Origin of the sequence: Nonomuraea candida, assembly GCF_000725485.1 — a bacterium.
In the GTDB taxonomy this organism is placed as follows: Bacteria; Actinomycetota; Actinomycetes; order Streptosporangiales; family Streptosporangiaceae; genus Nonomuraea; species Nonomuraea candida.
Window position 1 is genome coordinate 106,149 of sequence record NZ_JOAG01000026.1, and the last position, 20,672, is coordinate 126,820.

The following is a 20,672-nucleotide window of genomic DNA, read 5'->3' on the forward strand; positions in this document are numbered from 1 at the left end:
GCCATGCCTCCAGCGAACCGCCGGACGGGGTTCAGAGATCGGCGGTGCCCATGTCGCGGATCACCCGGGCCAGGGACAGGATGCGCTCGCACTCGGTGCCGCTGCGCCAGACCAGGCCCCAGCGCAGGCGTGGGGCGTCGCGGACGGGCAGGAACCGCACGTCCGGGCGGACGTGGTACCGGGCGGCGTGGGCGCCCAGGTGGTGGACGGCTTCCCCGGCGCCGACGATGGTGAGGATGTCGTCCATCTGCCGGACGGCCGGGCCGCGTTCGACCGGACGGCCGCTGGGGGTCTGGAACGGGATGAAGGCGTCCTCCCAGTAGTCGGGCAGGGGCTCCGACGCGCGCAGGGCGCCGAAGTCGCCCAGGGCCTCGATCGAGACGGACGCGTGTGCGGCCAGCTCGTGGCCGGGCGCGGCGAGCAGGACCCGGGGCTCGGTGAAGGCGACAGGGCCGACGGTGAGGTCGGGCTCCTCCACCGGCAGCCAGCAGACCAGGACGTCGATGTCGCCGTGACGCAGGGGGGCGAACGGGTCGATGAACGGGTTGTGGCGGATGCGCAGCTGCCACCGCGGGTGGCGGGCGCGGAACGCCTCCCAATAGGGGCGCAGGTCGTAGGCGTTGCTGCACAGCATGCCGATGCGCAGCGCGTCGCTCTCGTCCCGCGCGGCCAGCTTGGCGCGCCGCACGCTCTCGTGCAGCTCGCGAAAGGCGGGCCGCAGATCGCTGTACAGCCGTTCGCCGACGGTGGTGAGGCGGACGCTGCGGCTGGTGCGTTCGAACAGCTTGGCGCCGACCTCGCGCTCCTGCTTCCTGATCGCCTGGCTGATCCGCGCCGGACTCACGTGCAGCCGGTCGGCGGTCCTGGTGAAGTGCAACTCTTCGGCGAGTGTCAGAAAGATCTCGATGTCGCGCAGTTCCATCACACCCACCGATCATGAACCGCAGTGTTACCGGCATGGGGCAACAGCCGTTGTTCCCCTGCGGCTCCCCCTGCTGCCCGCACCGAGAAGCGGCCTCGGCAGACCCGTCCGTCGCGGACCGCGCCTTGCGGCCCACCGGCGCGGACTCGTCCGTCACAGGGCCATCGGGGGAACCTCAGGGCGTGTCGGCGACAGCATAGGCCCTCGTGTGCGCCCACAGGCCGATCGCCCCGTCGATCCGCTCGCACAGCAGGTCGGCGTGCCCGTTGTGCCGGGCGTGCTCCTCGACCGGATGAACGAACACCCAGCGCAGCGAGACGGTGCCCGTCGAAGTCCCCGTCGGGCCGGCTGCCCGCCTGACCTGCGTCACGGCAGCGGAGTGCGGCTACCAGGATTGCCGCTGGTAGGTCTTGGCGGCCTCCTCCAGCATGGCTATGTGCTCATGGACCGTCCGGCCCATGCCGTGGGTCTCGATCGTGACATGGGTCGCGCCCAGTTCGCGCCAGTGGTGGACGTAGGAGAGCCGGCTGTCCAGCGATCCGGCGGAGAGGCTGACCTTGATCTCGATGCCGATGTGCCGCGGGTTCCGGCCGGCTTCCTGGGCGGCTTGATGAATGTGGCGCAGCATGCCCTCGGCCTGGGGGCCGGGTTCGATCAGCGGCAGCCAGCCGTCCCCTTGCCGGCCGACCCTGCGGAGCGTCGCGTGTGAATGTCCGCCGAACCACACGGGTATGTGGCCGCGTACGGGGCGGGGGTTGATGCCGGCCTCCCGTATCGTGTGCCAGCGGCCCTGGAAGGTGATCTCAGGGTGGGCCCACAGCGCGCGCAGTACCTCGACCTGTTCCTCGGCGCGTCGTCCTCTGGTGGTGAAGTCCTGGCCCAGTGCTTCGTATTCGACGTCGTTCCAGCCGACGCCGATCCCCAGCCGTAGCCGGCCCTTGCTGAGGATGTCGACCTCGGCGGCCTGCTTGGCCACCAGAGCGGTCTGCCGTTGGGGCAGGACGAGGACGCCGGTGACCAATTCGGTGGAGGTGGTCAGGCCGGCCAGGTAGCCGAACAGGACGAAGACCTCGTGGAAGGAGTCGGCGCTGGTGTACCCGCGCCAGCCGGGCCGGCTTGCCGTGCCCGCGCCCAGGACGTGGTCGAAGGCCATGATGTGGTGATAGCCCAGGTCCTCCACCGCGGTGGCCCAGATCTTCATCGCCTCGGGGTCGGCGCCTATTTCATTGTGCGGGAATATCGCACCCAACCGCATGGGTGTCACACTCCTTCGAGGGGGGAGCCGGCGGAAGGTCAGCGGCAGATGCGGGGCAGCTTGGCCGGGTCGGTCGAGGCGATCTCCGCGGCTACCGCTTTGACGTTCTCCTCCATCAGCGTGGGAAGGGAGGCGACAAGGGGGTGGCCGGGGTAGGCGCGCTTCGTCGCGGCGATGATGGTCCGGCGTTCGGCGCCGGTCACACGAGGGCCTGCCGGGGAGTTCTCGGCCACGGCGGGCTTGACCAGCTTGCGGAAGCGCTTGAGGTAGGTCTGCTGCCAGGTGATCAGGCCGCGGGCCGGAGCGGGAGCGCCATGGCCGGGATAGGCCCGGCCCGTCGCGAGGGATGAGGTGCGCAGCCGCTCGAGTTGGCTGAGCCAGCCGCAGCTGTTGCCTTCTATGAGAGCGGGCGTCACCCGGTTGCCCAGCAGGTCGCCGACGAACAAGGATCGGCTTCGCGGCTCGTGGTACACGGTGGCCGCGTCCGACTCGCCGCCGGGGAACTCGGCGGTGCGTATCGTCAGCCCGGCGATCCTCAACGTCGTGCCCGCGCGGAAGATCTTGGTGGGGTAGGTGAGCTTCTTGGGGAAGTCGGAGCCGGGCAGGGACCGGGTCAGGGCGTAGAGCCCGCGTGAGTCCTGCCGCATGGCCTTGGCGCTGGCCTCGGAGGCGTAGATCGGCGCCTGCGGGAACGCCCGGTGGAACAGGCCCGCCCCACCGACATGGTCGGGATGGACATGGGTCAGCAAGATGGCCACCACCGGTTGGCCGGTGTCACGGACGCGGGCAAGGGCCTTGCGGGCATCGGCGGGCGAGCGCAGGGTGTCGATGAGGATCAGCCCCTGCGGTGCGTGGAGCCAGTAGGCGTTGACCGAGCCGGGGTTGGGTGAGGCGAAGCGTTGCACGCGCAGGTCCGCCGCCGTACGGCCCGTCATGGAGGACAGGGATGGTTCAGCCGCTGCCGGGCCTGCCGCGGCAAGGGGCACGGCGACCAGAGTGACCGCGAGAGTCGTCATGGCCTGCTTCTTCACGCGGGTCGGCCCTTTCGAGGTGGCGATGCGGTTTGACAGGTGAAAGCGCGTCCGGCGGCCGGCCTGGCGGTCATCGGCTCGCGCTCCAGCGTCCGGTCAGCCAGGTCAGCGGCAGGCAGGCCAGGCACATCAGCAGGCCGGCGATGACGACCGCGGACAGGCCGCTGCCGGTCAGGGCCCAGCCGCCGAGCAGCGCGCCGGCGGCGATGCCGGCGTTGACCGCCGAGGCGGGCAGGCTGGCGGCCAGGTCCCGGGCCGGGCCGGCCAGGGTGGCCACCCGGTACTGCAACGCCGGCACCAGCCCGAAGCCGACCAGCCCCCACACCAGCAGCGCCAGCGCCGTCAGGACGGGGACGGTCCCGGTCAGATACAGCAGGCCCAGCGCCAGCACCAGCACCACGTTGGCGGCCAGCAGCGTGCGGGAGGCGTCGCGGTCGGCCGCCCATCCGCCGGCGAACGTGCCGATCGCGGTGGCCACCCCGTAGGCCAGCAGGAAACCGCTCACTGCCGAATCGGAGATGGCGGTCACCTGCAGCAGGAAGGGGGTGATGTAGGTGAAGACGGTGAACTGCCCGCCCAGCAGCAGCACGCCGATGGCCAGCATGGCCAGCACCCGGGGCGCGAACGCCGAACGGGCCTGCGCGCGCAGCCCCGCCGCCTGGCCGCCCGCGGGGGCGGCGATGGCCGGCATCGCCAGCAGCAGCCCGGCCAGAACGATCACGCCGACGGCGACGATCACCATGAAGGCGCCTCGCCAGCCGAGCGACCGGCCCACCAGGGTGCCGATCGGCACGCCCATGGCGGTGGAGACCGCGATCCCGCCGAGCACGACCGCGATGCCCCGGCCCAGTCGCTCGACCGGCAACAGCGCGCCGACCGCGGCGAAGGCCGCCCCGACGAACGCCCCATGCAGTGCCCCGGCCACCACCCGGGCTACGAGCAGCAGCGCGAAGCTGGTCGTGACGACCATGGCCAGGGTGGCCAGCAGGAAGGCCAGCATGCAGGCCCACAACAGAGTCCGCCGGGGCAGGGTGATGGTCGCCGCGGTCAGCGCCGGCCCGCCCAGGCACAACCCCAAGGCGTAGGCGGTGACCAGGGTGCCGGCAGTACTGACGGTCACGCCGGTATCGGCGGCGATCAGGTCCAGCACGCCGACGACCACCAGCTCGGTGCTGCCGAGCACGAACGTGGCCAGGAACAACGAGATCAGGGCAAGGTTGCCGCGGGTCCGGCTGAGGGTGGGGGAGGGAGGCACGTCGATCTCCGGTTCAGGTCGTCAAGGGTGTTTCCGCGACGGCGGCTGCGGGGCTGGGCAGCGACGACGCGCGTCCAGCAGTGCAAGCGCCATGCGGTGACGGGGGAGGCGCCGTGCCGGGACGCTCCCCCGTTTCGGTCAGCGTCCCGGCCGGTTTCAGCGCCGATGGTTGCCGCCACGCCGGTCATCGCATGGAGGGTTTCTGTCGCTTGAGGAGTTACAGGGCCTGGATGAGCCCGGCCGCCAGGGTGATGAGCGCGGCCGCCAGCAGCAGGGCGCCGGTCCGCGTGAGCAGCGTGCCGGGCGAGCTGCGGCCCTGCCGGCCGATGCCCAGATGCAGGAAGAACCCGCCCGACTGGGCCAGCACCCCGGCCAGCAGAGCGGCACCGCAGGCCCATTCGAGGCCGTCTCCGAAGCCCGCGCGGGGCAGGTACAGCAGGTAGACGAGGGAAAGGATCAACAGCACGCCGGCATGGGCGTGACCGGCCCGGAAGAAACGTTCGCGGAAGGCTCCCAGCCGGTCCGGGTCGGTGGTGACGAAGCGCAGCAGCGCGTGCCCGCCGAACTCGACCGTCACGATCGACAGGATCGCCACGATCGGCAGGACCTCGGTGGGCTCCATCACCGTCCTCCGGCGCTCGCGCGCTGCGCCTTCACCGGGTGGAGGCGGGTGTCGCTGGAACGTCTCATCAGATCTCCTTGCTTGGGAGGGGCGCAGCCGAGGGCCGAGGCCTTTGTCCGGGCTGGTGGCCGCGGTCATGTCGCCCTGGAGATCGCCCGCCAGGGCGCAGGTCAGCTCCGGCGGCCCTCATCCGTGTCCCCGTCCGTGTCCCCCGTCTCGCCGCGATGAGCGTTCCGGCCGCTGCCCTCCAGGCAAGGTCCTTCACAACCGTCTCGTTCCTCTCCATAAGGTCGGCAGCGTCCGACCCCGATCACGGCTCCCGGCGAACGGCGGCGCCGGTGTGGACGACCAGGGCCACCCGCACCATGCGGCTGGCGCAGGAAATGGCGCCAGCTAGTGCCGTTTGTCCGATTTGCGAGATGCGAATGCTGTGGCGTGGCGATGCGCGCCGTAGCGTCCGCCACGCAAACCCCAACAAAGGGGAGCATTGCGGGCCGGACGGAGGGGAACAACGGCCATTTTCGCAACACCGGTTAACACGGTGGTTCATGATCGGTGGGGGTGATGGAGCTGCGCGGCATGGAGATCGTCCTGGCGCTCGCCGAAGAGCTCGAAGCGCCGTTTCCCGCCAAGCCACGATCCATCTACCGGATGATCCGCACCTCCGCACCGGGTAGGTCGGACCACCAGCGGTCATAGCGGCGGTAAACCCCCGGCTCGCGGCCGGCGAGCAGCGCCGCCAGCGCCTGCGCCTCGGCGGCCAGTTCGTCCCACACCTGGCCGGGCAACGGATGGAACGCGGTGGCCTCGATCCCCTTCTCGGCCGGCCGCCACACGCCGGCGACGTAGCCGTCGACCAGGAGGGTCGGCAGGACATCGCCGTTGGTCCGGGTGACGAGCTTGCGATACTGCGGCGGGATGATGCGGCTGCGGTCGGCGTGGGCGAGCAGGACGTTGTCCCACATGGGCAGCAGCCGTGCCGGGGCGGGCGTGTCCTCGGCCGGGCGAGGCGCGCCTGGCAGGTCGAACAGCTCCGAGCCGTCCGGCCCGGTCAGCCGCTGGAGTGTGCCCGCGAGGGCATCCATCGCGCTGCGGGCGCGTCTGCGGGTCACCAGCGCGAATTGCGCCACGTCGACAGCCGATGCCGGGCCGAACCCCTCCAGATAGCGCAGGACCAGCGTCTGCAGGGCTTGGTCGGCTTCCGCTCCGAGCGTCGGCGGGATTCCGGCGGCGACGTAGGCCGGGCGGGTGCCGAACGACCACGGCGCTCCCGTGGCTGCGTGCAGGAGCGGGGCGTAGGTCCGCAGCGCCCACCACACGCCCTTCGGTGGAACGCCGAGCCGCGTCTGGATCCATGACTGGATCTCGTCGGCGGACCGGGGCTGATCCGCGAAGGCCAGCAGGTCGCCGACCAGGGCGTCTGCGTCGGCGGGGGTGATGCCACTGCGCGTGAAGCGCGGGGCGCCGAGCCGGGCGGCGCGCAGCGAGGGCTGCATCGCCTCATGGAGGTGGGGGTGGTCGTCGGCGTGTACGGCGTGCAGCGTGATCCGCAGGAGCGTGGCCTTGACGATCTTGCGCTCGGCGAAGGCCGCGTCCAGGTCGGCCGGGTCGAACGCGGTGATCCGATTCCACAGGGCCAGATACGGCGAAGCCGCATGCTGCGCCTGCAGGGCGACCACCCGGCGCACCGCCTCGGCGACATCGAGGGCCTCCCGCCCCAGCAGCAACTGGCGGGCGAGGGTGGACCGGTTGAGTTCGCGCGCGGTGATCACGCCGTCATTCCTCCTCGACCGGCAGGGCCGGATAGTCCGTCATGGGATACAGGCCGACGGCGAATCCGTAGGTCGTCTCACCGGAGCGGGGCAGCAGGTCGAACTCCTGCACGAGGTCCTTGATCCGGTGCCAGAACTCGGTGGCCTGGTCCGGCGAGATGCGGGCATGCCGGATGAACGCATACAGCTGGCGAGCCTGGAAGGCCGCGGCGGACTCCTCGGCCGCGACCTCGAAGTCGTTGAAGTCCAGCGGCATCGGGGCGCCTATGGCGGAGATCTTGTAGTTTCACCACATTCAGGGGCAGACGACCGGATTCCTCGGCTTCGCCGACGAGCTACGCCAGGCCGGGCACACCGTGCACACGCCGGACCTCTTCGCCGGGCGCGGAGACCTCGACGACGGTGCCGGTGTGGCGGGCGTGTTCGGCGGCCCAGACGATGTGGTGGGAGGCGATCGACTCCTGGGGGCCGGAGGTGATGAGGGTGTGGTCGCCGGTGGCGACGGCGGCCAGGAAAGCGCGGATGAGCTCGGTGTCGGCGCCGCCGTGGCCGTCGGCGGCCGAGGCGCCGCCCTCTGGGGCGAGGTCGATGGTCTCGCGGGTGTCGGTGAGGAAGTCGTGGACGGTGAGGGTGCGGCCGTCGCCGTCGATGCTGCCGAGCGTGCCGAAGATCCGGGTCTTGCGGAAGTCGAGGGCGGTGAAGGCGGTCATGGTGAAGGAGGCGGTGACGCCACCGTCGTATTCGAGGTTGACGACCTGGTGGTCGACGACGTCGTTGCGGCCGGTGTAGACGCAGGTGCCGTACGGTCCGTCCTGCAGCGCCTTGTGCAGCCCCTCCAGGGTGGGGTCGTCGGTCAGGACGCCGAGCGGCCACTGCCGGTAGACCGGGTCGTCGAGGAAACGTTCGTAGATGCGGACGGCGGAGTAGGCGCAGGAGCGTTCCACGGGGCAGTCCAGGCAGCGGGCGGTCGCGCCGGGCGGGCGGTTCTCCGGCCGGAAGTGGAACAGGCCCCCGAAGGAGGAGACGCGGGTGACGGGGCGGCCGATGATGTGGCCCAGCCAGTCGATGTCGTGGCTGGACTTGGCCAGCAGCATCGGCGACGATTCGGCCTCGATCGCCCACTGGCCGCGTATGTAGGAGTGGGCCTGGTGCCACCAGCCGACGGGTTCGAGGTGTTCGACGCTGACGATCTGGCCGACGCGACCGGAGTCGACGATGGCCTTCAGCCGGCGGGAGTAGGGGGTGTAGCGCAGCACGTGGCAGACGGCCAGCAGCACGTCGTTGCGGATGACGGCGGCCACGATGCGCTCGGCGTCGGCCGGAGTGGGCGCCATGGGCTTCTCCAGCAGCAGCGCGTAGCCGCGTTCGGCCAGCGCCACAGCGGGGTCGGCGTGCAGCCGGTCCGGGGTGGCGATGATGGCGGCGTCGGCCAGGCGCGGCCGGGCGGCCAGGTCTTCCCAACCGGCGTAGACGTGCTCGGCCGTGATGGCGAACTCGGTGGCCGCGGCGGCGCGGCGGGCCGGATCCGGGTCGGCGACGGCCACCACCTTGCCGGTGCCTTCGGCGGTGGCGATGCGGGCGTAGGCGGTGCCGCGTGCTCCGGCGCCCACGATCGCCAGAGTGACAGTCATGAAGATTTCCCCCTATTTGACGGCGCCGGCGAGGATGCCCTTGACGAAGTGGCGCTGGAAGAACAGGTAGAGCAAGACGATCGGGGTGATGACGATGATCGTGCCAGCGGACAGCAGCGGGATGTTCTTGCCGAACTGCTGGACGAACTTGCCCAGCCCGGACGGCGCGGTGCGCATGGCGGGGTCCTGGATGAGGATCAGCGCGAGCAGGAAGTGGTTCCACGCCCACATGAAGTACAGCAGGCCGAGCGTGGTCAGCGCGGGCCCGGCGGTGGGCAGCAGCACCCGGGTGAGCACCCGTCCGCTGGAGGCGCCGTCCATCTGGGCGGCTTCGGTGAGCTCCTTGGGCAGCGACTCGAAGTGGCTGCGCATCCAGAACACGCCGAACGGCATGAACGCGCCGATCAGCGGCAGGATGACCGCCCAGTAGCTGTTGAGCAGGCCGATCGAGCGCAGGTCGTAGTAGAGCGGGATGACGATCGCCTCGTACGGCAGTGCCAGGCCGAGCATGAGCAGCGCGAACAGCGGCCCCTTGACGCGCAGGTCCATGGTGGCCATGCCGTAGCCGGCCAGGGTGGCCAGCACCAGCGACAGGGGTACGACGCCGAGTGCGATGATCGCGCTGGATTTGAGCAGTGTGGCGAACCCGGCGCTGCTCCAGGCGGTGGCGAAGTTCTCCCAGTGCGGGTCGCTCGGCCACTCCAAGCCGGGGGTGAGGTTCGACTCGGGCTGCAGGGCGGCGCTGAGGATGGCCAGGAACGGCAGCACGACGCTGGCAGCGGCCGCGAGCAGCGCCAGCCGGGTCAGGTGTCGGTTCATCCCCTCACCGCTCCCTGGTCAGGCGGTTGAGCCCGTACATGACCGCGCACGTGAGCAGGCTCAGCACGGTGGCCAGCGCGCACGCGGTGCCGACCCGGCCGGCGGTGAAGACGAGCTGGTAGATCTGCACGCCGGGGACCATCGTGGCGTAGCCGGGGCCGCCGCCGGTCATCACGTAGACCACGTCGAAGCTGGCCAGGGCGGCGATGATGGTGACGGTCGCGGCCACGGCGATCTCCTTGCGCAGCCCGGGCACGGTGACGTGCCAGAACTCGCGGACCGGGCCGCAGCCCTCGACCCTGGCCGCCTCGTACAGCGATGGCTCGATCTTGCCGATGCCCGACAGGAGCAGCAGGAAGCACAGCCCGGTGCTGACCCAGGTGCCGACCAGGCCCACGGCGGGGTAGGCGAGGGTGAAGTCGCCAAGCCAGGAACTGTCGAGCCCGAGCGGCCCGTCGGCGCTGTAGATCCATTTCCAGATGACGCCGACCGCGACCAGCGGCAGGATCTGCGGCAGGAACAAGATCGTCCGGATGAACGGCATGGCCTTCCACGGGGTCGCGGCCACCAGCGCGGCCAGCACCAGGCCGATCCCGATCGGCAGCACCGAGTAGAAGACGATGAAGCCGAAGGCGTGCAGCAGCGAGCTGCGCAGGGCGGCGTCGGTGAAGACCTCGATGTAGTTGGCCAGGCCGGCCCAGGTGGCCACGCCGATGCCGTTCCACTCCCACAGGGAGATCCAGAGGCTGTGCAGCCACGGCACGATGACGAAGGCGGCGTAGAAGAGCAGCGCGGGCAGCACGTACAGCAGCGGCGTCAGTCTGCCCCGGCGGCGCCGCGGCGCCGGCGCGGCGGTTTCCCGCCCGGCCCGGCGCGCCGGCAGCACGGCGGTGTCAGCCATGGGTCTTGGCCCACTCGTCCTGGACGGCGGTGATGAAGCCGGCCGGGTCGCTCTTGCCGCCGATCAGCTCCTGGGTGGCGGCGGTCAGCTTGTCGTTCATGGTGGCGGTGGCGTTGTTGTTGAAGCCGACCAGCCCGTCGTCGGTGTTGACCTTGGTCCAGGCGGCCACGATGTCGGCCATCACGGTGCCGGTCCCGGGCTTGGCGGCGGCCGGGTCGGCGGGCAAGAAACCGGCCTTGAACTCCTCGGCCGAGGCCTCGGGTGAGTGCAGGAAGTCCAGGAACGCCGCGGCGGCGTCGGGGTTCTTGCTCTTGGCGGAGATCGCGTACGCCACCGAGGTGCCGATCGCGGTGGCCTTGGCCCCGGGGAAGGCGAAGAAGCCGGCCTCTGCCTTGAGCCCGTCACCGATCTTGGCGGCGTCCCAGTTGCCGTCGATGAAGAACACGCCCTCGCCCTGGGTGAACTTGGTCACCGCGCCCTGCAGGTCGACGCCGTTGGCGTCCTTGGGCAGGTAGCCCTTCTGTGCCCAGTCGAGCAGCTTCTGCGCGCCCGCGCGGTTGCCGGCGGTGTCGAAGCTGACGCCCTTCTGGCCGAAGGTCCACTTCGCGGCGTTGGCGGCGCCGTCCTGCGACTGGCCGATGAGCTGGACGGTGAAGGCGGCGTGGCCCTGGGCGTTGCCGAGTTGCAACGGCAGCTCGCCGGCGGCCTTGGCCTTGGCGAGGGCGGTCTCGAAGTCGGCCAGCGTGGCCGGCGGGGCGGTGATGCCGAGCTTGGCGGCCTTGGCCTTGTTGTAGTAGACGCCGACGAGGGAGAAACCGGCCGGGGCGGCGTACAGGTCGCCGCTGCCCAGGGTGCTGCCGTCGGCGGCGACCCGCCATTGGGCGAGCTGGGTGCTGGGGTAGGTCTTGTCCCAGCCGTAGGCCTTCTCGTAGGCGGCCAGGCTGCGCACCAGCCCGTCCTTGACCGTGGTGCCCACCGAGTTGAGCAGCGCGATGTCCGGCGCCTGGTCGGAGGCGAGCGACAGGTTGAGGCTTTTGTTGTGGAGCGGTACGGCTCAGCGTCGCCGTCCCCGGCTGGAGCGGGATGCGTCTGACCGAGGAGATCGGCGGGCAACTGGACTGCCCGATCGTGGCCATGAAGGACACCAACCTGGCCGTCCTGGCCGAACACCGTCACGGCACCGGCCGCGACGTCTCCCACGTCCTGTACGTGCACGTGGGCCACCGGCTCGGCGTCGGCCTGCTCATCGACGGCCGCCCCTTCACCGGCGGCACCGGCGCGGCGGGCGAGATCGGCCGCCATCCCGGCCTCGGCTGGGAGCAGGCCCCCGCACGGCTCCTGGCCGAGGCGGGCGCGAACGCCATCGAAGCGGTCTTCACCCGCGCCCGGCAAGGCGAGCCCAAGGCGCTGAGCGCCGTGGACGGCTTCGCCCAGGCGCTCGCCAACGGCATCGGCGCCATGGTCCTGGCCGTGGACCCGCAGCTCATCGTGATCGGCGGCGGCGTGGCCAAGGCGGGCACGACGGTCCTCCAGCCCATCGCCCGGCACCTGACCTCCCTCTGCTACGAGGTGCCCGACCTGCAGATCTCCACCCTCGGCGAGGACGCGGTGACCATCGGCGCCATAGAGGTGGCCCGCGACCGGGTGCGAGCGGAGTTGTTCGCGGACTCTTGACGCCGCATGGCGGACTCTTGAGGCCGCATGGCCCCGGGCGCTGCGTCAGCCGGGGCGCCGGGCGTCGTCGCGGAAGCCGGGCCGGTCGGTGCCGGGCCGGCCGCCGTGGGTCCGGCCGCCTTGGAGCCGGTCGCTGTGGGGGCGGTCGCTGTGGGGCCGGTCGCTGTGGGGCCGGTCGCGTTTTCTGCGGCGGTCGCGGTGGCCCAGCAGGCGGTCGTGGCTGGAGAAGTAGCCGACGAGCAGGCCGATCGACAGCAGCACCGCCACGCCCAGGACCAGCATCCAGACCGAGGCGCCCGTCAGCGGCAGCTCCTCGCTCCGGTGGTGCGCGGGAGGCGGCACGTCGGCGGCGGCGGGGACCTGGCCGGGGCCGGGGTCCGGGTCCGGGGCGGGGGCTTCGGCGGGACGGGGCTCGGGACGGCCGGGGCCTTCGCCCTTGCCCTCGCGCCGGCCCTGCTTCTCACCCCGGCCGGGTACCTGGACCTGCGCGGCGCCGGTGTGGACGGGGGCCTGGCTCGGACTGGGGGCGGGCTCGACGACGGTCTCCGTACAGGAGCGGTTGTCGGCGGTACGCGTCTCGCGGCCGGCGGCGTGCACGGTGGCGCAGCCCGTCACCGTGCCGGTGCTGTCGAAAGTGGTGGCGAACCTGAACGTCCTGCTCTCGCCGGGCGCGAGCGCGCCGATGGGGCACGACAGGGTCTGGCCCTCCCCGCCCGGGCACTCGGGCGGGCGCTCGGCGATGGGGGCCTGGAGGGGGGCGTGCACGGTGACGTTCGCCGCCCGGGAGGGGCCGTGGTTGACGACCGTCAGCGTGTACCTGATCGTGTCGCCGGCGCTCGCGGCCGGCGGGGCGCTCATCCGGAGCTCGACCTCGGCCCTGGCCTGGGCGCGGGTGATGAGCTGGGTCTCGTCGCCGTTCGCGGCGGTGGAGGCGACGTGGACGCGGCTGGTGAGGGTCGTGCCGTCCTGGAGCGCGGGGTCGGTCGTGACGGGGAGCTCGTACGTGGTGCTCCGGCCCGCCGGGATCGTCAGGCCGGGGCCGCCGCAGGTGACGGTCGCGCGGCCGGTGAGCAGGCAGCCGTCCGGGAGGCGGCCGGGGATGACGTTCCGGTCGAGGAGGCCGGCCAGGACGACGTCGTGGGCGTCCTGGCCGCCGGTGTTCGCGACGGTCAGGGCGTAGACGGACTCCGCACCGATGATCATCGGGTCCGGGGTGACGGAGCCCGTGACACGCAGACTGGGACCGGCCGGGGCCCGCGCCACTGACGCCGCGACGCCGGCCGCTTGGGTCACCCCCGTCCGAAGGCCGGACCCCTCCGGAGCGGCGGACCGCTCCCGAGCGGCGGACCGGTCCGGAGCGGCGGACCGGTCCGGAGCGGCGGACCGCTCCGGAACGGTGGCCCGGACCGGCGTGTGGGCCCGGACCGGGGTGTCGGCCCAGGCGGTGCTCAGTGCGCAGAGCGCGGTGAGCGCCGCGATCCCGGGCCTGACACCCATGTCCTACCCCCGCGTGCTGCCGTCGTGCCTGCTCGACCCGGGGTCGATCCTCCTCCTGGCAGGTGACCCGCGAGTGCGGTCAGACCGCACCCATGCGCCGCCGTGGCGGAGTCTTTGCCCTCGCGGTGGGTTCAGGTGCGTGGCGATGCGGGTTCGACGTGTGGCGCGATGCGGGGTCGGCGTGCGGGGCGATGCTGGTTCGGCGTGCGGGGCGATGCTGGTTCGGGGTGCGAGGCGGCGCGGGGGTCGGCGCGCGGGGCGAGGCTGGTTCTGCGTCAGAGCTCCGCGTCGGAGCTCCGCGTCGGAGTTCCTCGTCGGAGTTCCGCGTTGGACGAACAAGGGGCGGGCGCGTGGCGGCGGGTGCTTAGAGTCGTGGGCATGGCAGGCGTTGCGCGTTACGACGAGATCGCCGACTTCTACGCGTCCGGCTGGACCGACGACATCGGCGACCCGGCCTCCCTGCGGCTGCTCGACCTGCTGGGGCCGGTCGCGGGCCGGCGGGTGCTGGAGCTCGCCTGCGGTCACGGCCGGATCAGCCGCGAGCTGGCCCGCCGGGGCGCCGAGGTCGTGGGGGCCGGCCTGTCCGCCGCGCTGCTGGAGAAGGCGGAGGCCGCCGAGCGGGAGACCCCGCTGGGCGTCCGCTACCTGCACGCCGACGTCACCGAGGCCGCCGCGCTCGGCGACCTCGGCCCGTTCGACGCCGTGGTGTGCAGTTTCGGCCTCTCCGACATCGACGACCTCGACGGCGCCGTCACGACCGCCGCCGCGGCCCTGCGCCCGGGCGGCGTTCTCGCCTGCTCGATCCTGCACCCCTGCTTTCCCGGCGGCCGGGACGTCTCGGGCTCCTGGCCGGCCGGCGCCCGCTACCACGCCGAGGGCTGGTGGCGGGCCGGCGGCGAGCAGTCCTCGCTGCGCCGGCGGGTGGGCGCCAGCCACCGCACGCTCTCGACCTACCTCAACACCCTGCGCCGCCACGGCCTGTGGCTGGACGAGCTGGCCGAGCCCGAGCCGCCCTCCGAGTGGGCGGCCAGGCGCCCTGACGCCGCCCGGTTCCCCGTGTTCCTGGTGCTGCGCTGCGTCAAGGCCGCCCAGGTGCCGGGCCCGTAAGCCGCATCTGGCCGCAGGGGCTCCTGCGGGCCGGGGCCGATGCTCGTACCGTGCGGAATGAGGGGGTGGCCGCGTTGTGGCGTCTCAACCCGATGTCCGGCCACCCTCTCGTCCGCGTCACGAGGAGCGGTCACGGCGCGGGAGAGTCGCGCGGGGTCAGCACCCGGCGCCGGTTCATGACCTTGTAGCGCAGATGGGCCGGGTCGTCCGGTCGGTCGCCCGGTTGGCGAGATTCGCACCTGACCCCGGGCACGCCGATGGCGGCCGCTCGCCCGCGGCCGCCATCGGGTCGGTGATCAGGAGCTGGGGCAGGTGTGGCGGTACTCCTCGATCGCCAGCCCGCTGGGCGGCGGGCAGAGGAACCGCTCGTAGCGCGTGTCGTCGTCCACGAAGCGCTTCAGCCAGGCCACCATCGACTTCGCCATGGTGGTGTTGGTCGTCTGCGGGAAGAAGTGGCTGGCGTTGTTCAGCTCCAGGTACGCCTTCTCCGACGACGACGGGATGCTGTTGTAGAACGGCTCGGAGTGGGTGCTGACCGAGGCGACGCTGTCGCTCTCACCGCCGATGATCATCGTCGGGACCCGGATGCCCGACCAGCTCTTCTGCAGGTTCCACGGCGCGAGCGGCACCGCGGCCTGCAGGGACGGGCGGTCGTTGGCGGCCTCCAGGCTGCCGCCGCCGCCCATCGAGTGGCCGGCGACCGCGAGCCGCGAGCCGTCGATGCGGCTGCGCACCGTGGCGGAGCTGTCCTCGACCAGGTAGTCGAGCGCGGCCAGGAGCTGGCGGCCCCGGCTGGCGGGCTGGTCGTAGCGGCTGTTGGTCTCGATGCCGATCACCACGAAGCCGTGGGAGGCGATCCTCGGGCCGAGCCAGGCCAGGCTGGACCAGCTGGCGGTGTACCCGGGCGAGATGGCGATCGCGCCGAACGTGCCCTGGCTGGTGTCGGTCGGGTAGTAGATGGTGCCGCCGCCGAAGCCGCTCACGCTCAGCGAGGAGACGCTGGTCTGCGCGGTCGAGAACGGGCCGCGGGAGGCTTCGAGGATGGCGTCGGTCGGGTCCGGGCCCCGGTCGTACGGGCCGGCCGCCGCCTGTGCGGGGGAGGTGGCCGCGAGGGCGCCGGCGATCAGTGAGACGGTGAGGGCGAGCTTGGTCAACGTTCGCGCGCCTGATCGGGGGGTGGGAAGCTGCACGTCGTCATACTCCCTGCTCATGTGGGGGTTCGCTGGGGGGTGACAGCTGTCTGTGGCCATTGTTCGGACGCGCAGTAAGCCGTGCATCGGTGAAATCACCGGTCCTGCCATCGGGACATGAGGCTTACCGCTTCGACCGAAAATCAGCGGTCCTGCGATCGGCACGTGAGCCTCGCCGGTCCGGCGGGGATCGGCGGTCCCGCACGTGAGCCTCGCCGGTCCGGCGGGGATCGGCGGTCCTGTACGGGAGTCTCGCCGGTCCGGCGGGGATCGGCGGTGCGGCGATCAGGACATGAGCCGCACCAGTTCGACGCGGGAGCGGATGCCGAGGCGGCTGAAGATGTTGCGCAGGTGGTGCTCGACGGTGCGGCGGCTCAGGAAGAGCTGCTCGGCCACCTCCTTGTTGGTGGCGCCCTCGGCCACCATGCGGGCGATCTGCAACTGCTGGGCCGTGAGCTGCCCGGTGGTCGCCTCCTGGGCCGGCCGCACGGGCTCGCCGGAGGCGCGCAGCTCCGTCCTGGCCTGCTCGGTCCACAGGCGGGCGCCGTACCGCTCGAAGGTCTCCAGCGCCGCGTGCAGGTGGGCCCGGGCCGCGCCGGGGCGGCGGTCGCGGCGCAGCGCGCTGCCGTACAGCAGCCGCGTACGCGCCGCCTCGAACTCGTAGACCCCCTGCCCGTGCAGGTCGAGCGCCTCCCTGAACAGCTCTTCCGCCTCCCCGGGGGCGGCCAGCAGCGCCCGGCAGCGCGACACCAGCGCGCGCAGGTCGGGGCTGCGCGTGCTGCCCACCCAGCGCTCCAGCACCCGCAGCGCGGCCCCGGCCGCCTCGTGGTCGCCGGTGCGCGCGCACGCCTCGATGAAGTGCGGCGTGGCCATGACCCGGATCACGACGTGGTTGTTGTTGCGGCGCTCGGCGCGCAGCCGCCCGGCGGCGTCGGCCGGGCGGCCGGCGGCCAGGTCGAGGTAGGCCAGCGCCCAGTTGCCGATCGCGCCCGCGATGCCCAGGTCGTGCGCGTCGGCCAGGCCGATGGCGGCGTCGGCGCGCACCCGGCAGGTCTCCTGGTCGCCCTCGACGGCCGCGGTGATCGCCAGCCAGGCCAGATGCTGGGCGGCCGTGTTGAGCTGGCCGGTCTCCTGCGCCAGCCGCAGCCCCTGGGCGGCCGTGGCGGCCACGGAGGCGTAGCGGCCCATCCAGATCTCCGGGTAGATCGTGTACTCCAGGAGCTGCGGCATGGCCGACACCACGCCGCGCAGCCGGGCCGTCTCCACGGCCCGGGCCGACAGGCGGTGGGCGGTGGCCTCCTCGCCGAGCAGCATGCTGGCGATGCAGGCCCAGACGAGCACGGCCGGGTCGCGCACCGCGCCGGCCAGCTCCACGACCCGCCGCAGCGGGGCCGCCGCCTCCCGGTGGGAGCCGCTGAAGGTGGAGGCCATGCCGGCGAGGTACTCGAACATGAGCTGCGTCGGCACCGTCTCGTCCGGCCGGCGCAGCGCCGCCGCCTGGCGGGCGATCGCGATGAACGCCCGGTTGTCGCCGGCCCGGTAGCTGGCGTCGGCGGCCCTGACCAGCGCCCGCACGCCCAGCATGCGATGGCTGTCCAGCAGCCAGGCCGCCGCCGCGAGCAGCTCCTCGCGGGCGCTGCCGGTCTCGCCGCCGAGCAGTTCGAGGCTGCCGTGCAGGAGCTGGACGCGGCCGCGCAGCTCGTCGGGCGCCGCCAGGTCGCGCAGCCGGGCCAGGAGGGACCTGGCCGCCTGCGGATGGCCGGTCACCCAGGCGTAGCGCGCGGCGGCGGCCAGCCGCTCGGCCTTGGCCGGGTCGTGCGGGCCGGTCAGCTCGGCGGCGCGTTCGAGCGCCAGGTACGGCTCGGGATGCGTGTGCGCGGGATGGGCCTCCAGCGCGGCGGCGGCCAGGTCGTCGGCCAGCCGCGCGGCGGGCCCGTCGAGCGCGCAGGCGCGGTGCCAGGCCCGGCGCAGCCGCCGCGACTCCCCGCCGGGCCCGTCCTCCAGGAGGGACTCCCCGCCGGGCCCGTCCTCCAGGAGGCCCGCGAGAAGGCGGTGGGCGCTGCGCCGCCGCAGCAGCGACGCCCCGTGGTACACCACGCCCCGCAGGGCCGGGTCGCGGAAGTCGTACCGGTCGCCGGTGGAGTGCAGGACGCCCGCCCGCTCGGCCGGCTCCAGCGTGGTGAGCGGGCACGCGGGCGCGGCGGCGCGGATCAGCGTGGGCACGTCGAGGCCGGGGTCGGCGGCGATGAGCAGCAGCAGCCGCTGCGCCTCCGGCGACAGGGCCGCCAGCCGGTCGGCGTGCTCCCGCCACAACCGGCCGTCCCTGGGCAGCGTCACGGGCGGCGCGGCCAGCCCGGCGAGCTGGTCGGGGGTGAGCGAGCCGATCAGCTCGGCCAGCGCGAGGGGGTTGCCCCTGGCGATCTGGTCCAGCGCCGCCAGCAGGTCCTCGGCGATCTTCCCCGGCGCCAGGTCGCCGGCCAGCTCCCGCACCGCCGCCGCGTCCAGCCCGCCCACGGGCCGCACCGGCACGCCGTCCAGCCCGTCCTCCCGCGCCGCGAACAGCAGCGCCACCGGCTCGCCCGGCACCCGCCTGGCGGCGAACGACAACACCTCGCGGCTGGCCGGGTCGAGCAGGTCCACGTCGTCCACGCAGGCCAGCACCGGCTGCTGGGCCGCCACCGCCGACAGCAGGCCGAGCACGGCCGCGGGCAGCGCCAGCCCGGCGGCGGCCGTGCCGGACTCCAGGGCCGAGACCAGGGCGCGGGCCTGCGTGCCCGGCAGGGAGACGGCGGCGCCGGCGGCGACCGGGCGCAGCAGGCCGTGCAGCCCGGCGTACGGCAGCCGCGACTCCGACCGCACCCCGGAGACCCGCAACACCCGGCACCCCGCGGCGCCGGCCAGCGCGGCGGCCAGGTCGAGCAGCGCCGTCTTGCCCACGCCCGGCGCCCCTCTCAGCAGCAGGGCGCCGCCGGAACCGGCGCGGGCGTCGTCGATCAGCCGCCGCAGGGCGCGTTCCTCCTCGCCGCGGCCACGTAACACGGGTGGGGGCTTGTCAGGGGACACGCCGTCAAGTGTCACCCGCGGATGTCAGGACGGAAAGGGCGTGTCACGCAGGGGCCGGTGATTTCACCGATAGGGGAGCTCCTTCCGGTTCTTCGCCAGGCGGGCGGAGATCGCGGGGACCAGGCCGCGGGGCATGAACAGGACGACCACGATGAGGACGAGGGCGTAGACGGCGTACGACAACACGCTCGGCGCGTACGTCGGCATGCCCGGCAGCGACGCGAGCCGGTCCAGGCCCTGCACCAGCAGCGTGATCGCGGTGGCCCCCACCACGGCGCCCCAGATCGTGCCGAGCCCCCCGACCACGGCCATCACGATGTACTGGATCGAGATCAGGACGGGGAACGAGCCCGGCGCGACGTAGCCGGTGTAGAAGCAGTAGATGCCCCCGGCCAGGCCGGCGAACGTGGCCGACAGGGCGAAGACCACCAGCTTGTAGCGGCCCACGGGAATGCCCGACGAGGCGGCGGCGGTCTCGCTGGTGGCCAGCGCGCGCAGGGCGCGGCCGGGGCGGGAGGTGATGACGTTGCGCGTCACCAGCATCACCAGGGCCAGGCCCGCCCACGTCAGGTACGCGTACACGGCCGCGCCGCCCGCCTCGAACGAGCCCACGCCGAACTGCGGGATGCCCTGCAGCCCGATGTCGCCGCCGGTGAACTCGAGCTGGCCGGCCAGCGAGAGCAGGATGAGCTGCACGGCCAGCGTCGCGAAGGCCAGGTGGTGGCCGCGCAGCCGCAGCAGCGGCGTGCCGATCACCAGGGCGGAGAGCGCGGCGGCCACGGGGGCGGCCGCCAGGCCGGCCAGCGGGGGGACCCCGGCCAGGGCGAGCAGGGCCGCGGTGTAGGCGCCGATGGCGTAGAAGGCGCCCTGGCCCAGCGACACCTGGCCGGCGTAGCCCATGAGCAGCGACACGCCGACCGTGACCATGGCGGCCAGGCCGAGCAGGATGTAGACGGCCAGGGCGCTGTCGTCGAGCACGGCGGGCAGCGCGAGCGTGACGGCGGCGACCAGGGCACCGGCCGCGAGCCCGGCCCTGTTGTTCATGCGGGCTCCTCAGAGATGGCCGAGCGGCGGCTCGCCTGGACGATCATGACGAGGATCATGAGGCCGAGCGCCACCTCCAGCTGGTGCGAGCCGTAGCCGTACCCGGCCGCCATCGTCTCGGCCACCCCCAGCAGCAGCGCCCCGGCCAGCGCGATCACGGGCCGGGTGAGCGCGCCGAAGACGGCCGCGGCGAAGCCGTTGACGATCAGCGTGACGTCGGTGTCGAACGAGATCGGCCGCAGCGGCGTCACCAGTACCCCGGCGATGCCGCCGAGCACCCCGCCCAGCGCGAACGCCAGCAGCCCCATCCGCCGCACGTCGATGCCGACGACGCGGGCGGCGTACGGGTTGGAGGCGCACGCGGTCAGCGCCTTGCCCAGGTAGGTGCGCCCGAAGAAGAGCGCCAGCAGCACGAACGTGGCCGCCGTCACCCCGATGACCAGCAGGTAGTGCGTCTGGATGCGCGCCCCCGCGAGCGTCACCGACCCGGCCAGGCCCGGCGCGGAGCGCGGCTGGTCGCCCCAGAGCACGATCTCCACGGCGTACGCCAGCACGCCCACGCCCAGGGTGACGATCAGCGACGACAGCGGCGTGGTGCCCCGCCTGCCGATGGCGGCCAGGCCGGTCAGCAGGCCCGCCACCCCCGCGGCCAGCACGGCGGACACCTCGCTGAGCCCGTGCGGGAAGCCGAGGCCGAGCAGGGAGGAGGTGCACAGCCCGGCCACGACGGCGAACGTGCCCTGCGCGAAGTTCACCACGCCGGTGACGCGGTGGATGGTGACCAGGCCGCTGGCGATGAGGGCGATCGCGCACCCGACCGCCAGCCCGTTCAGCAGGTACGTCAGGAACGCGCTCATCGGGGCGCCGCCTCCCCTCTCAAGGACCCGCT

Annotated in this window: 17 protein-coding genes and 2 pseudogenes; 2 read left to right on the forward strand and 17 right to left on the reverse strand. The window is 72.7% G+C overall.

Annotated features, from left to right (window positions below):
- Positions 1 to 31: 31 nt before the first annotated feature.
- The 12 genes and pseudogenes from IO39_RS24520 to IO39_RS24570 all read right to left on the reverse strand — a co-directional run bounded on the left by IO39_RS24520 (position 32) and on the right by IO39_RS24570 (position 11,232).
- Positions 32 to 922: a LysR family transcriptional regulator gene (locus tag IO39_RS24520; protein WP_043627601.1), complete on the reverse strand. Its 891-nt coding sequence runs from the start codon at positions 920 to 922 to the stop codon at positions 32 to 34.
- A 175-nt stretch (positions 923 to 1,097) separates the two neighbouring features.
- Positions 1,098 to 1,268, reverse strand: a pseudogene (locus IO39_RS52905) (mycothiol transferase); the annotation flags it as partial.
- Positions 1,269 to 1,307: 39 nt separating this feature from the next.
- The gene (locus IO39_RS24525; protein ID WP_043627604.1) at positions 1,308 to 2,177 is read right to left on the reverse strand and encodes an LLM class F420-dependent oxidoreductase; all 870 of its coding nucleotides are present in this window, start codon (positions 2,175 to 2,177) and stop codon (positions 1,308 to 1,310) included.
- A gap of 38 nt (positions 2,178 to 2,215) precedes the next feature.
- Entirely contained in the window at positions 2,216 to 3,193 is a 978-nt protein-coding gene (locus tag IO39_RS24530; RefSeq protein ID WP_211267149.1) for an MBL fold metallo-hydrolase, read from the reverse strand.
- An 85-nt stretch (positions 3,194 to 3,278) separates the two neighbouring features.
- Complete coding sequence (locus IO39_RS24535; protein ID WP_043627755.1) at positions 3,279 to 4,463, reverse strand: MFS transporter; 1,185 nt, start codon at positions 4,461 to 4,463, stop codon at positions 3,279 to 3,281.
- A 217-nt stretch (positions 4,464 to 4,680) separates the two neighbouring features.
- Positions 4,681 to 5,085: a hypothetical protein gene (locus tag IO39_RS24540; RefSeq protein ID WP_043627608.1), complete on the reverse strand. Its 405-nt coding sequence runs from the start codon at positions 5,083 to 5,085 to the stop codon at positions 4,681 to 4,683.
- A gap of 644 nt (positions 5,086 to 5,729) precedes the next feature.
- Positions 5,730 to 6,857 carry a winged helix DNA-binding domain-containing protein gene (locus IO39_RS24545; RefSeq protein WP_043627610.1) on the reverse strand — a complete coding sequence of 376 codons (1,128 nt, stop codon included), beginning with the start codon at positions 6,855 to 6,857 and terminating at the stop codon, positions 5,730 to 5,732.
- Between the two features lie 4 nt (positions 6,858 to 6,861).
- Positions 6,862 to 7,113 (reverse strand): hypothetical protein, encoded by a 252-nt coding sequence (locus IO39_RS24550; RefSeq protein WP_052423318.1) that lies wholly within the window; start codon positions 7,111 to 7,113, stop codon positions 6,862 to 6,864.
- A 79-nt stretch (positions 7,114 to 7,192) separates the two neighbouring features.
- Positions 7,193 to 8,488 carry a Gfo/Idh/MocA family protein gene (locus tag IO39_RS24555; protein WP_052423319.1) on the reverse strand — a complete coding sequence of 432 codons (1,296 nt, stop codon included), beginning with the start codon at positions 8,486 to 8,488 and terminating at the stop codon, positions 7,193 to 7,195.
- 12 nt (positions 8,489 to 8,500) lie between these two features.
- Positions 8,501 to 9,307 carry a carbohydrate ABC transporter permease gene (locus IO39_RS24560; protein ID WP_052423320.1) on the reverse strand — a complete coding sequence of 269 codons (807 nt, stop codon included), beginning with the start codon at positions 9,305 to 9,307 and terminating at the stop codon, positions 8,501 to 8,503.
- A 4-nt stretch (positions 9,308 to 9,311) separates the two neighbouring features.
- Positions 9,312 to 10,208, reverse strand: a complete 897-nt coding sequence (locus IO39_RS24565; RefSeq protein WP_052423321.1) for a carbohydrate ABC transporter permease — start codon at positions 10,206 to 10,208, stop codon at positions 9,312 to 9,314.
- The gene (locus IO39_RS24570; protein ID WP_211267156.1) at positions 10,201 to 11,232 is read right to left on the reverse strand and encodes an extracellular solute-binding protein; all 1,032 of its coding nucleotides are present in this window, start codon (positions 11,230 to 11,232) and stop codon (positions 10,201 to 10,203) included. The genes IO39_RS24565 and IO39_RS24570 overlap by 8 nt, the downstream gene beginning before the upstream one ends.
- Before the next feature lie 56 nt (positions 11,233 to 11,288).
- Here IO39_RS24570 and IO39_RS24575 point away from each other — a divergent pair.
- Positions 11,289 to 11,882, forward strand: a pseudogene (locus IO39_RS24575) (ROK family protein); the annotation flags it as partial.
- A 45-nt stretch (positions 11,883 to 11,927) separates the two neighbouring features.
- On the opposite strand, the gene IO39_RS24580 reads toward IO39_RS24575, so the two are convergent.
- On the reverse strand, positions 11,928 to 13,085 hold the full coding sequence (locus tag IO39_RS24580) for a DUF11 domain-containing protein (protein WP_157548844.1): 1,158 nt from the start codon (positions 13,083 to 13,085) through the stop codon (positions 11,928 to 11,930).
- A gap of 672 nt (positions 13,086 to 13,757) precedes the next feature.
- On the opposite strand from IO39_RS24580, the gene IO39_RS50920 reads away from it, so the two are divergent.
- On the forward strand, positions 13,758 to 14,486 hold the full coding sequence (locus IO39_RS50920) for a class I SAM-dependent methyltransferase (protein ID WP_052423324.1): 729 nt from the start codon (positions 13,758 to 13,760) through the stop codon (positions 14,484 to 14,486).
- Between the two features lie 296 nt (positions 14,487 to 14,782).
- Here the strand turns inward: IO39_RS50920 and IO39_RS24590 are convergent, their stop codons facing one another.
- The 4 genes from IO39_RS24590 to IO39_RS24605 all read right to left on the reverse strand — a co-directional run bounded on the left by IO39_RS24590 (position 14,783) and on the right by IO39_RS24605 (position 20,640).
- Entirely contained in the window at positions 14,783 to 15,697 is a 915-nt protein-coding gene (locus IO39_RS24590; RefSeq protein WP_043627614.1) for an alpha/beta hydrolase family protein, read from the reverse strand.
- A 264-nt stretch (positions 15,698 to 15,961) separates the two neighbouring features.
- Positions 15,962 to 18,739, reverse strand: coding sequence for a LuxR C-terminal-related transcriptional regulator (locus tag IO39_RS24595; protein WP_043627617.1), 2,778 nt, complete (start codon positions 18,737 to 18,739; stop codon positions 15,962 to 15,964).
- A 63-nt stretch (positions 18,740 to 18,802) separates the two neighbouring features.
- Complete coding sequence (locus tag IO39_RS24600; protein WP_043627619.1) at positions 18,803 to 19,783, reverse strand: branched-chain amino acid ABC transporter permease; 981 nt, start codon at positions 19,781 to 19,783, stop codon at positions 18,803 to 18,805.
- Complete coding sequence (locus tag IO39_RS24605; protein WP_043627621.1) at positions 19,780 to 20,640, reverse strand: branched-chain amino acid ABC transporter permease; 861 nt, start codon at positions 20,638 to 20,640, stop codon at positions 19,780 to 19,782. The genes IO39_RS24600 and IO39_RS24605 overlap by 4 nt, the downstream gene beginning before the upstream one ends.
- Positions 20,641 to 20,672 lie beyond the last annotated feature (32 nt).